Here is a 15248-nt window from a genome sequence, read left to right as displayed (position 1 = left end):
ATTGCTCCATTCAAAAAATCCGCCACGCCAGGAAGCCGTTGTGACGGTCAAACGCCTGCATATTCAGCGCAGGATTGTTGGTCAACGCCTAAAACGAATTGCTGCGACGGGCGTGCGTTGCGGTCCCCATCGCGCAGAGCAACAAGGCAAGCGCAACAAAAGGCAGATCACCAAATCTGGAATAAGGTGTCGCTGCCAAAGCAGGCGGCAAAGGCGCGTCTATCCAACCCGCCTCGCCCAATGGAATTTCCGCCAGAATATGCCCCGCCCCGTCAATCACAGCCGACACGCCCGTATTCGCCGCGCGCACCATGGGCAGGCCCTGCTCTACACTGCGCAACCGCGCCTGCGCCAGATGCTGATAGGGGCCAGACACTTTTCCAAACCAGGCATCATTGGTGATCATCAAGAGCACATTGGGACGTTCCGGAGCCGAGAGGATATTGCGCGCAAAGACACCCTCGTAGCAGATCAAAGGCAGCGCCTTTCCAATCGACCCCATCTCAAGCACCTGCGCGCCGGGGCCTGATGAAAAACCAGCGCCGGTTTCCGCCGCCAGCCCCTTGATTCCAAATTTTGCGAGCAATCCGCCCAAAGGCATGAATTCCCCAAAAGGAACAAGGTGATGCTTGTCGTAGAGCCCCGCGAGTTTGCCTTCACCGTCCATAAAGATCAGCGAATTGAAAATCCGATCACCTTCGAGCCGTCGCAACCCCAAAACCACCTCGCTGCCCTGTGCCGCAGTGGCAATCGCGGCCAGCGTCTCATCCGCATGGTTCAGCAACACAGGAAGCGCAGTTTCTGGCCAGATCACCATGTCGGGGCGCCCGTCCTCACCAGGCTCAGCTGTGAAGGCCACTTGCCGGTCATAGAACCCCTGCATTTTGTCGGGGTCCCATTTTTCGTGTTGTGGTGCGTTGGGCTGTATCAGCCGCACGATGGGGGCATCGGCCATCTGGTCAGAGGTGGTTGGTGGAGGCGTCAGCGCGGCGCCTGCACCAAATAGGCATGCCAAGACCAGAACAAAAGAGCCTCCGATCAAGCGTCGCCCTGCGAATACGTTCCAAAGCGCAGACGCCCCGACCAAAACCAACAGGATGAGGCCCAGCGCCCCGGACCAGGAGGCCCAATAAAGCCAGGGCGTAGAGATCAATACATGCCCCACCTGCGCCCACGGAAAGCCGGTCATCAACCAGCCGCGCAGCGCCTCAAGCGCAGTAAATGCGCCGATCCACGCCAATGCACCGCCCCCCAAGGCGCGTGCCACGCCAAAGGAAAGCGCCCAGAAGATCGCAAACCCGAAGCTAACGCCGAGGATTGCAAATGGTGCCAGCCAACCGTGGCGTACGGCATCAACGAAGAAAGGTTCGACAATCCAACTGAGTGAGAGCGCAAAGTATCCTACCCCAGCCCAAAACCCGATAGAAGCAGAACGCCGCCAATCTGGGGCATGTGTGTAAAGACCGTAGACAAGTGCAACAGACAGAAAAGTAACTGGCCATAGCCCCCAGGGCGCCTGCCCCAAAGCCGCCAGCGCGCCCAGCACACCAAGACCGGCGAACCGATAAAGCCGCCGCGCTTCGCTGAAACGCTGAACGCGCGCGACCATGTCTGTCATGCCCTAGCCCTCGGCCCCTTCTGGCAGGCGCACGCGCAGCCGCTGAATACGGCGCGGGTCTGCCTCGGCCACCTGAATTTCGATGCCATTGGGATGCTCTACGAGTTCGCCGCGCACCGGCACCCGGCCCAAAAGCATGAACACCAGCCCACCAAGCGTGTCGATCTCTTCTTCATCGACCTTTTCCACTTCGGTCAGGGACATACCAATCTCTGCCTCAAACTCATCCAGCGGTGTCTTGGCCAGCGCCATGTAGCAGCCTGGTTTTTCCTGAGTCCAATACTGCCCCTCGACAACATCATGCTCATCCGCGATCTCACCAACGACCTGTTCGATCAGGTCCTCGATGGTCACAAGACCATCCACACCACCATATTCGTCAATCACAAGCGCCATATGCCGCCGCTCAGCCTGCATCTTTTGCAAGAGCACGCCAATGGACATCGAAGGCGGCACAAACAAAAGCGGGCGCAGCATTTTCTTCATAGAAAACCGCCCGCCGCCGTTGAAGCCGTGCTTGAGGGCAAAATCCTTAAGATGCACAAACCCAATGGGCGTATCCAGTGTGCCCTCATAGACCGGCAACCGCGTGAGACCGCTGTCGCGAAAGGTCTGGACCAGTTCATCTTTGTTTGAGGTCGCAGAGACCGAGACAATGTCTGCCTTAGGAATGGCCACATCCTCAACCGACAAGCGCCGCAGGTTGCCAAGACCAAGACCTGTGGTCGCCATGACCTGATCCGATTGCTCGGGATCCGCCTCTGTTTCGTCATTTGGGGACAGCGCGCCAAAGAGCCTGCTGAAAAAACCGCTCTGGTGATCGTCGCTGTCGTGATCTACCGATTGCGCGCCCTGCGCTGCGGTAGAGGATCCTTCGTTACTGTCGCCCATTGTCACTTTCTCGAAAAAGGGTTTGCCCCTCACACGCTCAATATGGGTCAGGTAGACCCAGTTTGCCAAGTATTTCGACCTCAAGTCGTTCCATCAGGGTGGCATCCAGGTCACGCTCATGGTCATAACCCAGCAAATGCAAAATTCCGTGAACAAGCAGATGCGTCACATGATCGGCCATCGGCCTGCCCGCCGCCTCTGCTTCGCGCAGGCAGGTGTCGTACGCAATGGCAATGTCCCCCAACTCGGCCTCTTGGGCAGGATCTGGCGCAGGCGGCGTTGCCCCATCGACCGCCGCGCCACGTTCTGCACTGGGCCAGCTCAGGACGTTCGTGGGTTGGGGTTTGTCGCGGAAATCCTCATTGAGCGCTGCAATGCGCGTGTCATCACAGGCCAAAAGCGATATTTCAAAGCCTTGCGGGTCAAGGTCAAGATGGGTGAGCGTTGCGTGCGCAGCCCGCTGGGTCATCTCCTTTATATCAAGACAAGACCAGCGGCCATCTTCCAAAATGACATCCGCAATCATCGCGCTATACGTCAACCGAAGCGCACTTGGAAAATTGCAATTTTCCAAACCATTTTCTTGCAAGAAAATGTGTTCCCGGATCACGTATCTGCGTCATAGGCCTCGATAATGGCCGCCACCAGCGGATGGCGCACCACGTCCTTGGCGGTGAAGTAGTTGAACGCGATCTTGGGAATGTCCTTCAAAAGGCGCTCCGCATCATGCAACCCACTGGTCACCCCGCGCGGCAGGTCTACCTGAGACCGGTCCCCGGTAATCACCATCCGGCTGCCTTCGCCCAGACGCGTCAGGAACATCTTCATCTGCATCGACGTGGCGTTCTGCGCCTCATCCAGCACGACAAAAGCGTTGGACAAAGTCCGTCCCCGCATAAAGGCCAGTGGCGCAATTTCAATGCGTTTTTCCTCAATGAGTTTCGCCACTTGTTTGCCCGGCAAAAAATCGTTCAGCGCGTCATAAAGCGGCTGCATATAGGGATCGACCTTGTCCTTCATATCGCCAGGCAGATAGCCCAGTTTCTCCCCCGCCTCGACGGCAGGACGACTCAGGATAATGCGATCCACATGGCCTTCGATGAACATGCTGACGCCCACGGCAACCGCCAGATAGGTCTTGCCCGTCCCCGCAGGACCAATACCAAACGCAAGCTCATTGGTGAAAAGCGCGTTCACATAGGCTTTTTGCGCATCCGTACGAGGCTCTACCGGCTTCTTGCGGGTCTTGATCTCAACCCGCCCGCCTTTGAACATTTCAAGCTGATCACCATTCTCTGGCGCAGCCTCGGAACTGCCCATGCGAAGCTCGCGGTCCACATCGCCCGGCTCAACACTGCGCCCCTCTTCCAGTCTCTGGTAGAGTGACATCAGAACGTCCCGCGCCGCTTCGGCACTGTCGGTATCCCCGATGATCGCAAGCTGGTTGCCCCGGCGCAGTATCTGTACGCCCAGCGATTTCTCAATATCAGCCAGGTTGCGGTCATATTCACCGCACAGGTCGATCAACAGGAAATTGTCAGGAAACTCGATGACGGTTTCATCAATGGCATTCGGATCGTTGGACGGCATCAGCACATGTGTGGCCAATCAGAGCTCCCTTGTGAGCGGATTCGGAGTGATGGTGCCAAGTTGCACGACCATGTGCAAGCCCGGCTGGTTTCGGCTCAAGTGATTGCTCCGAATTACGCCAAATGCATGACCGTTTTCTGAACTCAGACCGAATCCGCCACAGACGAACCAGATTTGAACGGACCAACCGCAGTATTGGGCTCTCCGGCTCCGGAACAGACTGGTTTTCCATCGTGATCCAGCCGTTGTGAGAGATACCCCTCAACCCCGTCGTCAATGATCCAATGGTCACAGCCATTCGGGTCAATCCAGATGCCCGCCTTAAGTTCACTGAGATGTTTGCTGTCGAGACCCCGGTCTACCGTCTTATCCGCCTTCGTGCCCAGTTCACCGCATGCACCCAGCGCGCTGATCAAAGGCAGTGCCGCTACAAATTTCAAAAAAGTCATGCCCTGCCCCTTTACCGCACACATGTGATTTCAACGCGGCGGTTCTTGGCCTGACCTGCCGCTGTGGCATTTGTCGCTGTGGGGTTGCGTTCACCATAGCCCCGCACATCGGTGATTTTCGCCCCGACGCCCGACGCCACACGCGCCACAGCATTGGCCCGGCGCAAAGACAGGTCCAGATTATACTCGTCAGACGCTCGGCTGTCGGTGTGACCTGTGATGATGAAAGACTTGGCATCTGCAGTTGCAAAGAACTTGGCCAGCCTGATCTGACCTGCGTTGCTGATGCGGGCGCTGTTGGTGGGAAACATTTGATCGGTGCTGACCACACCGCATACGATGCCTCTATGACAGACCGGCTTGCCCTGGCGATTGACATGCGGCGTCATGAACCCTTCGGTTCCGTCATCCATCACCCAGTGTTCACAGCCATCCGGATCAACCCAGATTGTGGGCACATAGCGCTCACCGCTTTGCGCTTGGGCGTGGCTTGTAACAGCGCTCACGCTCATCGCAGCACCTGTCAGAACAACACAGAGTGATTTGAACACACGTGTTGTCCCGGTCTTTTTTGATGTCATCTTGTCCCCCCAGAAAGATCCGCATGGCAGCGCGGGCTCTCGAATTTTCGCAAGCTTAGCAAACTCGCGTCACAAAGGAAGAAAAAAGACACCACATATTGTGAGCAGCATCACCGCTGCCGCAGCATAGGATGGTGAAAGGGTAAACCTTATTTGGAGACGATCCGTCCCGCGAGGGAATTTGAACCACTCTCAATGATTTCCACCTGAGCCAGTTGGCCTATGCCCACGTCCGCATCTGCAACATGCACGGCGTGCAGATAATCGGATTTGCCAACCATCTGCCCCGGCAAGCGGCCTGGCTTCTCAAAAAGAACACTGACTGTGCGCCCCACCATGTCGTCCTGAATGATCCGCTGATGATGGGTGATGCGCGCCTGCAAGCGATGAAGTCGTTCTGTTTTCACGTCCTCTGGCAGCTGATCCCGCTCTGCCGCCGGTGTGCCGGGACGGGTGGAGTACTTGAAGGAATAGGCGTAGCCGTATTTCACTTCCTCGATAAGGTCGATTGTATCCTGAAAGTCCTGCTCGGACTCTTCCGGGAACCCCACAATGAAGTCGCCCGACAGCACAATATCAGGACGCGCCGCACGGATACGCTCAATCAGGCGCAGATAGCTTTCGGCGGTATGGCTGCGGTTCATCCGCTTCAGAATACGGTCACTGCCCGATTGCACCGGCAAATGCAGATACGGCATCAGCTTGGCACAGGCGCCATGCGCCTCAATGAGGTCGTCGGTCATGTCATTGGGATGGCTGGTGGTGAAGCGGATACGCTCCAGCCCGTCGACCTTATCCAACTCCCAAATGAGCTTGGCCAAAGACCAGTCCACCCCATCCGGACCTGCCCCGTGATAGGCATTCACGTTCTGACCCAGAAGGGTGATCTCACGCACGCCACGCTCTACGAGGTCTTGCGCCTCTTCGACGATGCGCCCCACCGGGCGGCTCACTTCGGCACCTCGCGTGTAAGGCACCACGCAGAACGCACAGAACTTATCGCAACCCTCCTGCACCGTCAGGAACGCCGTCGGCCCTCGCTTGGCCTTTGGCCGGTGGCGTAGCGTGTCAAACTTGTCGTCCACCGGAAACTCGGTATCGAGCGCCTTGGCCCCCTCTTGCGTCTTCGCCTCCAACTCCGGCAGACGGTGATAGCTCTGCGGCCCCACAACCAGATCGACCATCGGCTGCCGACGCATAATTTCCTGACCCTCGGCCTGCGCCACGCATCCTGCCACGCCAATCTTCAGATCCGGCTTGGCCTCTTTCAGCCCCTTGAAACGCCCCAGCTCGGAATAGACCTTTTCCGCCGCCTTTTCGCGAATATGGCAGGTATTCAAAAGGATCATATCCGCGTCATCGGGCGTGTCCGTCTCGACATATCCAGCGCCGCCCATGGCCTCGGCCATGCGCTCGCTGTCATAGACATTCATCTGACACCCGTAGGTCTTGATATAGAGCCGTTTGGCCTTGGACATGGGACGCCCACCTTTGTCGCGGTTTCAGGGCGCCTGCCTACATCAAACCACCCATGTCTTGCAATGCGCTGCGTTTTGATCGACCTTGCACAAAAAGAGCAGACAACGACATGCAGCACGAAGATCTGACAACATTCCTGAATGCAAAGCCCCAGGCCCTTGCCAAGGGGCCGATTGCGTTGATTTTCATCGAAGACGAGGTCGAAGTCGACACCACGCTGCGTCATCACCTTGATTGCGGGTTCAAGTCAGTTCTGAGCTTTATGCCAAAGGATTTCAAGCTGGCCGATGATGTGGCCCGCAAAGTGCACCGCATCGAATACAATGTCACCCACGACGCCTCCTATGTGGACCTGATCAACCAAGTGATTCAGGCGGTCAACACTCAATGGCTCTATTTCTGCTTCAACGCAGAATACCTGTTCTACCCGTTCTGCGAGAACCGTACGGTGGGCGAATTGCTGACCTTCCATTTCGAAGAACGGCGTGATGCAATGCTGTCCTACGTGGTGGATGTCTATGCCGGGGACTTGAACAAGCATCCCAATGCCGTGTCGCTGGAAGACGCGCATCTGGACAAGTCCGGTTACTACGCTCTGGCACGCAACGACCCGGACAATCACAACCACCCAAAGGAACGTCAGCTGAATTTCTTCGGCGGTTTGCGCTGGCGCTATGAAGAGCACATTCCCGAAGATCGGCGCAAGATTGACCGGATCTCGCTTTTCCGCGCCAAGCCTGGGCTCAAGATGCGCGCCGATCACACGTTCAATGACGAAGAATACAACACCTATGCCTGCCCCTGGCACCACAACGTCACGGCCTCTGTGATTTCTTTCCGCGCCGCCAAAGCGCTCAAGCGCAACCCCGGCTCGACCTTCGATATCGAGACCTTCAAATGGCACAACTCAACTCAGTTCGAGTGGCATTCGCGACAATTGCTGGATTTGGGTCTCATGGAACCCGGCCAGTGGTTTTAAAGCGCCTCACCTTCAACCTGAGACATCAGCGAAACGCTTTAACGCCGCCGCGCCCAGATGCGCAGGTCGATCACAGCCTTTAGGAAAACCGCACCAACGAGTATGCAAAGCGCCCATTTGCTGATGGGCTCCATCGCCCCTTCGATCAAGAGCGCATGGACCACGGTTCCGGTGATAATCACGGCGGCTAGGCTGGTATGACCCCGGCGCCAAAGCCTGGGACCAAGTCGAAGGCGCTTTCTCAGAAGTGCGAGAAGCGCCGCCAAAAACACAGCCCACATTGCGATAACGCCCCAGACCGAGAACGGCGTGGGTGATCGGAAGAGCAGCACATCAACGACATCCGGCGGGCTTGTGATCCATAATCCCACGACATGCACCACGACGGCCAAAACCAGACTGGCACCAATCCAGCGATGCACACGCCGACCTGTCAATGCTGGCAATCCGGGTAAGACCCCGACCGCCAGGAGTGGCTGCAACAGCATCAGGGCCAGACCCAAGATGCCAGCAAACCCCGCGATGATGTAAACTGGCTCCCGCCATTGCAATAACGGACTCTGCGTTGCGGCCAACACAGGCACGACAACGGCCAGCCCAACGGCAACCCAAATCAGAGTGGCACGCATGACTGGCAGGGCGATACGACAGCCTGGCTCAAACCGGTTTCAATACGAACTCAACATGCAGCGTGGTATCGCTTGAACTGGCCATAATGGGGCGCAGGAACACGGTCTCAAACGCGGCATCATCAAACTCGGCATCATAGGCCAGATGGCCATGCGGTTGGCCAAATGCAGGAACAATCTGCGGCATGTCCATGCGAAACGCGCCCTGGGCATCGGTGAGTGTCGCACCGTGGCTTTCTGGCTCACGTTCATGACCTTCGGTGGTATGCGCCCACATTTGGATGCGGCGTCCCTCAAGCGGTGCGCCGTCTCCGGCGCGGCGCACGGACCCGGTCATCAGAAACCCGCCCCCGCCAATGCGCTCAACAATCGGCGCGCCCGGATAATAGTTGTTTGCACCCCCGGCATGGTCGGAGTCGGTGCAATGCCTTCAGCGCGCGCTGGCACCAACAGGCCCGACGCGCCTGTTGCCATAACCGCGCCACTACCGGCCAGAACATGACGACGAGTGAGGAGTGACTTGCTCATAGGTATGTCTCCTTTGCCGCTGTAAATAAGGAAATTAGCACAAACGTGCTGTTTTCCGAGCTATGTCATGGAAGTTTCTTCAACAGCAGGAGTCACAGCTTCGTGACCACTCACGCGCAAGATCAGCTTATTTCAGCCGAATGTTGTTCAATAATGCTTTGGGAACAAGCGACCGCCCGTCACTCGCTCAGCTTTTTGAGCGTGTCGACAATCGCAGTGCTGCCACTGTTGGAGCTTTGGTTGTCAAACCCAGTCAATGCCGCAATCTGCCCTCGGGCATCTGCGGAATTGTCATAGAGGTTCAATCCAAAGTCATAGGTAAGCTGCATCCGGTCGTGCAAGAACGGCCAGAAGGCGCGCTCTTGCCACGCCGCAGCCATCACCGCGATGATGAGGCCCGCACGCACATAGGACGCAGCGCGCTTTGCCCTTACGGACCGTGCTTTATTGATGTCAGCACGCGAGAATTCTGGTCTGGCAGCAGCAGTCATCCGCAAAGCTTGCCAAGCTTTGATGGCAAGATTTGGGCAATGCACTGTTCAAATCGCGACATTCCTGAGCGCGGCGCCTTAGGCTTCAAGCCTGGTTTGACTCAAAGGTTTTCAGGCTGAGGCATCCCCAGAACATGATAACCACCGTCAACACGGATCACCTCGCCCGTGGTGCAAGCACCTGCATCAGAGGCCAGATAGACCGCTGTGCCGCCGATGGCTTCCAGCGTGGCATTGGCCCGCATCGGTGCATTATCCTCGGTATGCCGAAACGTTTTGCGTGCGCCGCCAATGGCCGCTCCGGCCAGTGTTTTCATTGGACCAGGTGAAATCGCATTGACCCTGATTTTGTCCGGGCCCAGATCATTGGCCAAATAACGTGTCGTCGCCTCAAGCGCGGCCTTGGCCACGCCCATCACGTTGTAATTGGGCACAACCCGGTTTGAGCCCTGATACGTGAGCGTGAGCATCGTGCCCCCGTTCTCTTTCATCAAGGGATAGGCGCGGCGCGCCACCTCGATGAAGGAATAGACCGAAATGTCCATGGAGTGCTTGAAATTGGGGCGCGTTGTGTTGAGGAACCGGCCCGAGAGCTCTGATTTATCGGAGAACGCGATGGCATGTACGACAAAATCTATCGTCGGCCAGCGTGCGCCCAGCCGGCCAAACGCCGCCTCAATCGAGGCATCATCGGTCACATCCACATCCATCAGGATATCAGACCCCAGCGACTCTGCCAGTGGCTCCACCCGCTTGGCAAAGGCCTCGCCCTGGTAGGAAAAGGCAAGCTCGGCCCCCGCCTCATGCAGAGCCTTGGCAATACCCCAGGCGATTGAGCGATCATTGGCGACGCCCATGATCAGGCCACGTTTGCCTTTCATTGAGTGCATCATGGGTGTCCTATCCGTCAAACTTGCTCAGCAACATCGAGCCATTCGTGCCGCCAAAACCGAAACTGTTGGTCATCACCGTATCAAGGCCCGCGTCGTCCACGCGGCTTGTCGCGATCTCGGCCGGTTGAATGCCGGGATCAAGCGTGTCGACATTGATCGACGGGATGATGAAATCATTGTGCAGCGCCAGCAGGCAATAGATCGCCTCCTGCGCGCCTGTGGCCCCTTGGCTATGCCCCGTCATGGATTTGGTTGAGCTGATGGGGGGCACATGGCCTTCGCCAAAGATGCGGCGCACCGCCTCGACCTCACCCACATCACCCACCGGCGTCGAGGTGCCATGAGCGTTGATATAGCCCACTTTGCGCTCATTGCTGAGCTGGCTGAGCGCCAGGCGCATGGCCCGCTCGCCGCCCTCGCCCGAGGGGGCAACCATGTCATGACCATCGGACGTTGCCGCATAGCCTGTGACCTCGGCATAGATTTTCGCACCGCGCGCCTTGGCATGCTCCAGATCTTCCAGCACAACGATGCCGCCACCGCCCGAGATCACAAACCCATCGCGATCCGCATCAAAGGCGCGGCTCGCGCGCTCTGGCGTGTCGTTGTATTTTGAGCTCATCGCGCCCATGGCGTCAAAGAGGCAAGACAGCGTCCAGTCCAACTCTTCCCCACCACCAGCAAACATCACATCCTGCTTGCCCATCATGATCTGCTCGGCCGCGTTGCCGATGCAATGCAGCGAGGTCGAACAGGCCGAGGTGATGGAATAGTTGATCCCCTTGATCTTGAACGCGGTGCTGAGATTGGCCGACACCGTCGAACACATGGTCTTGGGCACAGCAAAAGGGCCAACCCGCTTGGTCGCCCCGGATTTCAGAACCGCCTGATGCGCCGCCAGCATGGCCGAGGTGGATGGCCCGCCAGAGCCTGCCACAACGCCCGTGCGTGGATTGGAAACCTCGTTCTCTTCAAGCCCGGCATTGGCAATCGCTTGGCTCATGGCAATATGCGCATAGGCCGCCCCTGGCCCCATGAACCGCAAGGCCCGCTTGTCGATATGCTCGGTGACATCAATGTTAAGTGCCCCGGCCACCTGACTGCGAAAGCCATGCTCGGCCATAGACGCGTTCGCGGTGATGCCCGATCTGCCCTCTTTCAAAGAGGACAGAACATCATCTGCGTTGTTGCCAATGCTGGAGACAATCCCCAAGCCTGTGACGACGACACGGCGCATTGCGCTCTCCCCCTTGGTTGGTCTCGTTATGTGTAGGACAGCCGTTGTTGAGGGGCAAGCGGTTAGGACAGTGCGGGCGCAACGCGCGAAATGCGGTGCGCTGCCCCGGGCCTGACCCGGGGTCTCTTTGGGTTGGGAGGTCCCGGATCAAGTCCGGGACTGCGCGAAATGATAGCCGTGCCAGCGACGGACCGGGGGACGGCGCGACTATGTTGCGATAAACGCACTTTATGCCAACCAGTTTCGCCTGCAGGAATTTCGTTGCACAGACCTCAGCCAAAGCGACGGCCCTGTCGCACCAAAGTTGCGCCATCTCATGTCGGCACGCCTCTGGCGTGACGGGCCGGTCCGTCGCTGGCACGGCGGCGCGTGCCGCACCTTGATTCCGTGCATTTGGTAAGGTGAAGGAGTGGCGGCTATGCGGGACCTTTCAGACTTTCGCTGCGAGTTCTCAAACGGCTGCTAATTGCACATTGCGCCCGACATAAAACGCGGTGCGGGAACAAAGCGACTTTCACAGATGCCAGATGTCAATGTCGCAGCCAGGTAACTTTTTGTCTGAACTCATTTCAGCAGGGTCAGGCGACTTCGAACAACGCTGCGGCCCCTATGCCTCCGCCAACACACATGGACGTAACCACGTATTTCACACCACGACGCCTCCCTTCAAGCAGAGCATGCCCGACTTGTCTCGCGCCTGTCATACCATAGGGATGGCCGATCGAGATGGCACCGCCGTTCACATTGTAGATTTCGGGATCGATCCCAAGATGGTCGCGGCAATAGAGAACCTGGCAGGCAAAGGCTTCGTTAAGCTCCCAAAGGCCGATGTCTTCGATGCGAAGACCTGCATTCTTAAGCAGCTTTGGAATTGCAAAGATCGGGCCGACGCCCATCTCTTCCGGTGCGTTTCCTGAAACTGCCATACCGCGATAGATACCTAGCGGTGTGAGGCCCCGCTGCTCAGCCATTTTGCCTTCCATGAGAACACAAGCCGAGGCCCCGTCAGATAGCTGGCTTGCGTTTCCGGCAGTGATCACGCCGCCTTCGACAACCGGGTTTAGCTGGCCAAGAGTTTCGGCCGTCGTGCCCGGCCGGTTGCCTTCGTCTTTTGACAAGGTCACCTCTTCCAGGGTTTCCTCTCCAGTTTCGCGGTTCTTGACCCGCTTTATCGCAGTGATCGGAACGATCTCATCGTCGAAGGCGCCAGCGGCCTGAGCACGTGCTGTCCGGTCCTGTGATAGCGCTGCGTATTCATCCTGCACCTCGCGGCTGATCCCATAGGTCCGCGCCACATTTTCCGCCGTCATCAGCATCGGCATGTAGGCATGCTCGGACCTCGCGATAACGTTTGGATCTTTCTCATCGTCCGCCCATTTCAGATAGGCATTCTGCAGGGCTGAAATATTTTCCTGCCCGCCAGCAACGGCGACGTTCTGACCATCCACAATGACCTGCTTTGCAGCCGTCGCGATGGCCATCAACCCGGATGAACATTGCCTGTCGATCGTCTGTCCTGCCACCGTATTGGGGAGGCCCGCGGCCAGCGCCGACAACCGGGCGACATTCATGCCTGCGGTTCCCGCAGTCAGGACCGATCCGATGACAACATCTTCGATCGAACCGGGGTCCACGCCTGCACGTTCAACTGCGTGCTGAATGGCGTGCCCCATCATGGTGGGGGATTTGATGTTGTTCAGCGCACCTTTGAAGGCCACCCCAATAGGGGTTCGTGCGGTTGAGACGATGACGGCTTCTCTCATGATTTTTCCTTTTTGGCATCAAAATGCGCGGCAAGTGTCACGCCCGAGGTTGCGAGGTCTTCCAACAAAGGCGCAGGTGTGAACCACATCTCGCCATAGGTACCAAGCGACTGCCGATAGTGGTTCATTCGTTCCAGAATCTGGCTCAATCCAATCTCATCGGCATAGTGCATTGGGCCGCCACGCCAGTCCGGAAAGCCATAGCCATTGACCCAGATCAGGTCGCAATCACCCGGGCGCGTTGCAATGCCCTCTTCAAGGATCAAGAAGCCCTCGTTGATCAGGGGGAACAGACAACGTTCAAGGATTTCCTGATCTTCGATGTCCCTGCGCTTCACACCATGCAGGTCCGCCAAATGGGCACTGATTTGAACTATCTCAGGGTCTTCGACCCGTGTCCGTCCCTCGTAGACATAGCTTCCTCGCCCGGTTTTCTGACCCAGTCGGCCTAGTTCAAACAACCTGTCCTGCACAGCCTGGTATGTCGGGTCATGCGCGATTTCACTACGCCGTTCCTGACGCACGCGGGCGCCCACATCGACTCCGGCCAGATCTGCCATCGCGTGAATGCCCATGGCCATGCCGAAGCCTTCAAGGACGTCATCCACCTGTTTCGGCGTCGTCCCCTCAAGAAGCAGACGGGATCCTTCGCGGAAGTATGGTTCCAGCATCCGGTTTCCAACAAAGCCGTAGCACACGCCAACCGTGACAGGGAGCTTTCGGATCTTCTTTGCGACCGTGATTGCCGTTGCAATGACATCGGGAGCGGTCTTGGCGCCCCGCACCACCTCTAGCAAGCACATGACGTTCGCCGGGCTGAAGAAATGGAGACCAATCACATCCTCCGGGCGTGACGTCACTGCGGCGATTTCATCAAGATCCAACGTCGATGTGTTTGAGGCCAGTATCGCGCCAGGTTTTGCGTGCCGGTCTAACGCTTCAAAAATTTGGCGTTTGACATTCATGCTTTCAAACGCCGCTTCAATGATCAGGTCGGCCTCTGCAAGGTCGCCGTAGCTGAGCGTCCCGGTGGCGTTGGCGGCGATTGCCTCTGCCCGATCGGCACTGAGCCGCCCTTTTTGGGTCGCGCGCTGGAAATGCTCCCGGACCTTTTCCAGCCCCAGTTCGAGCGCGCCTTGCGTAGTTTCAAGAAGCGTGACCGGATACCCCGCCTGCAGAAAGGCGATGGCAATGCCGCGCCCCATTGTTCCTGCGCCGATCACGGCGACCGATGAAATGTCACGTGGTCGGTCAGCACGAGTAACGCCCGGAACCTTGGTGCATTCACGCTCTGCAAAGAACAGATGCCGCCCCGCGCGCGATTGAGGTGTGTCGAGCAATTCGGCAAATCCTGCCTTTTCCTGTCCCAGCCCTTGGGTCAGCGGCAATTCGCACGCGGCTTGAAGCGATTTCAGGCATCGTTCAGGGGCGACAAGGTTTTTGGACTTTGGTGCAATCTGATCTCGGAAACCCGCGAGAAATCCCTTTGGATCAGGGTGTGTGACGGTCATATCCGCGCAACTGCGTTTCGGATCGCCCTCTTGGCTGACACGGGTAGCGAAACCCAAAACATGCGCGCGAAAATCCCGGTTGTTCTCAATCAGCGCGTCGACCAGCCCGCAAGACAGGGCATATTCGCCATTCACAGGATCACCCGACAGGATCATCTGCGTTGCCGCTTCCAGCCCTGCAATCCGGGGTAGTCGCTGGGTGCCGCCGGCACCGGGCAGCAGCCCCAGTTTGATCTCAGGCAGGCCCATCACGGCATCCGGAGTCGCGACACGGTAATCACAGGCAAGCGCAATCTCCAGAGCACCTCCCATCGCAGGGCCTGCTATCGCTGCGATAACCGGCTTCCTGCTGGTTTCAATCGTGACACACAGGTCCGGCAGGTCCGGCTTGTCCCAAACAGCCCTGGTGCGGAACTCAACGATATCAGCGCCGCCACAAAAGAACGGCAGGGCCGAACACAGAACGATGGCTGTGACCTGGTCATCAGATTCAAGGTCGTGAATGGCCCTAGACATCGCCTGCCGCATCTTCAGGCCGAGGGCGTTAACCGGCGGGGCATTCAGTTCGATGAAAGCGACACCCTCGGTGCGTTCAATGGAAATCATGTT

At 57.7% G+C, this 15248-nt stretch carries 14 protein-coding genes, 1 pseudogene and 1 riboswitch; of the genes and pseudogenes, 1 reads left to right on the top strand and 14 read right to left on the bottom strand.

Annotation, left to right across the window (positions count from 1 at the left end):
* Positions 1–2: 2 nt before the first annotated feature.
* Positions 3–50: riboswitch (SAM-SAH riboswitch) on the bottom strand.
* Between the two features lie 38 nt (positions 51–88).
* The 7 genes from lnt to miaB form a co-directional block, all read right to left on the bottom strand.
* Complete coding sequence (gene lnt / locus RZS32_RS13915) at positions 89–1618, bottom strand: apolipoprotein N-acyltransferase (RefSeq protein WP_317057566.1); 1530 nt, start codon at positions 1616–1618, stop codon at positions 89–91.
* A 3-nt stretch (positions 1619–1621) separates the two neighbouring features.
* The gene (locus tag RZS32_RS13910; protein WP_317057917.1) at positions 1622–2509 is read right to left on the bottom strand and encodes a hemolysin family protein; all 888 of its coding nucleotides are present in this window, start codon (positions 2507–2509) and stop codon (positions 1622–1624) included.
* 37 nt (positions 2510–2546) lie between these two features.
* Positions 2547–3035 (bottom strand): rRNA maturation RNase YbeY, encoded by a 489-nt coding sequence (gene ybeY / locus RZS32_RS13905; protein WP_317057565.1) that lies wholly within the window; start codon positions 3033–3035, stop codon positions 2547–2549.
* A gap of 80 nt (positions 3036–3115) precedes the next feature.
* On the bottom strand, positions 3116–4099 hold the full coding sequence (locus RZS32_RS13900; protein WP_317057916.1) for a PhoH family protein: 984 nt from the start codon (positions 4097–4099) through the stop codon (positions 3116–3118).
* 143 nt (positions 4100–4242) lie between these two features.
* A complete protein-coding gene (locus RZS32_RS13895; protein ID WP_317057564.1) occupies positions 4243–4548 on the bottom strand; it encodes a hypothetical protein in 306 nt (101 codons plus the stop codon).
* Positions 4549–4559: 11 nt separating this feature from the next.
* Positions 4560–5060 carry an OmpA family protein gene (locus RZS32_RS13890; protein WP_317057915.1) on the bottom strand — a complete coding sequence of 167 codons (501 nt, stop codon included), beginning with the start codon at positions 5058–5060 and terminating at the stop codon, positions 4560–4562.
* 218 nt (positions 5061–5278) lie between these two features.
* Positions 5279–6607 (bottom strand): tRNA (N6-isopentenyl adenosine(37)-C2)-methylthiotransferase MiaB, encoded by a 1329-nt coding sequence (miaB, locus tag RZS32_RS13885; protein WP_317057563.1) that lies wholly within the window; start codon positions 6605–6607, stop codon positions 5279–5281.
* Between the two features lie 110 nt (positions 6608–6717).
* Between miaB and RZS32_RS13880 the strand changes: the two genes are divergently transcribed.
* Positions 6718–7587 carry a hypothetical protein gene (locus RZS32_RS13880; protein WP_317057562.1) on the top strand — a complete coding sequence of 290 codons (870 nt, stop codon included), beginning with the start codon at positions 6718–6720 and terminating at the stop codon, positions 7585–7587.
* A 38-nt stretch (positions 7588–7625) separates the two neighbouring features.
* Here RZS32_RS13880 and RZS32_RS13875 read toward each other — a convergent pair whose 3' ends face one another.
* The 7 genes and pseudogenes from RZS32_RS13875 to RZS32_RS13845 all read right to left on the bottom strand — a co-directional run bounded on the left by RZS32_RS13875 (position 7626) and on the right by RZS32_RS13845 (position 15245).
* On the bottom strand, positions 7626–8216 hold the full coding sequence (locus tag RZS32_RS13875) for a ferric reductase-like transmembrane domain-containing protein (protein WP_317057561.1): 591 nt from the start codon (positions 8214–8216) through the stop codon (positions 7626–7628).
* Positions 8217–8244: 28 nt separating this feature from the next.
* A pseudogene (locus RZS32_RS13870) lies at positions 8245–8690 on the bottom strand (twin-arginine translocation pathway signal).
* A 233-nt stretch (positions 8691–8923) separates the two neighbouring features.
* On the bottom strand, positions 8924–9235 hold the full coding sequence (locus tag RZS32_RS13865; RefSeq protein ID WP_317057559.1) for a hypothetical protein: 312 nt from the start codon (positions 9233–9235) through the stop codon (positions 8924–8926).
* A 101-nt stretch (positions 9236–9336) separates the two neighbouring features.
* On the bottom strand, positions 9337–10128 hold the full coding sequence (locus RZS32_RS13860) for an enoyl-ACP reductase FabI (protein ID WP_317057558.1): 792 nt from the start codon (positions 10126–10128) through the stop codon (positions 9337–9339).
* A gap of 7 nt (positions 10129–10135) precedes the next feature.
* Positions 10136–11365: a beta-ketoacyl-ACP synthase I gene (gene fabB, locus RZS32_RS13855; RefSeq protein WP_317057557.1), complete on the bottom strand. Its 1230-nt coding sequence runs from the start codon at positions 11363–11365 to the stop codon at positions 10136–10138.
* Positions 11366–11943: 578 nt separating this feature from the next.
* On the bottom strand, positions 11944–13128 hold the full coding sequence (locus tag RZS32_RS13850) for an acetyl-CoA C-acyltransferase (RefSeq protein WP_317057556.1): 1185 nt from the start codon (positions 13126–13128) through the stop codon (positions 11944–11946).
* Positions 13125–15245: a 3-hydroxyacyl-CoA dehydrogenase NAD-binding domain-containing protein gene (locus RZS32_RS13845; RefSeq protein WP_317057555.1), complete on the bottom strand. Its 2121-nt coding sequence runs from the start codon at positions 15243–15245 to the stop codon at positions 13125–13127. The genes RZS32_RS13850 and RZS32_RS13845 overlap by 4 nt, the downstream gene beginning before the upstream one ends.
* Between the last annotated feature and the right edge of the window lie 3 nt (positions 15246–15248).

The sequence above is a fragment of the Roseovarius sp. W115 genome, assembly GCF_032842945.2.
Classification (GTDB): Bacteria; Pseudomonadota; Alphaproteobacteria; order Rhodobacterales; family Rhodobacteraceae; genus Roseovarius; species Roseovarius rhodophyticola.
Note: the sequence above shows the minus strand (reverse complement) of the source record. Positions and strands in the feature narration are given on the sequence as shown.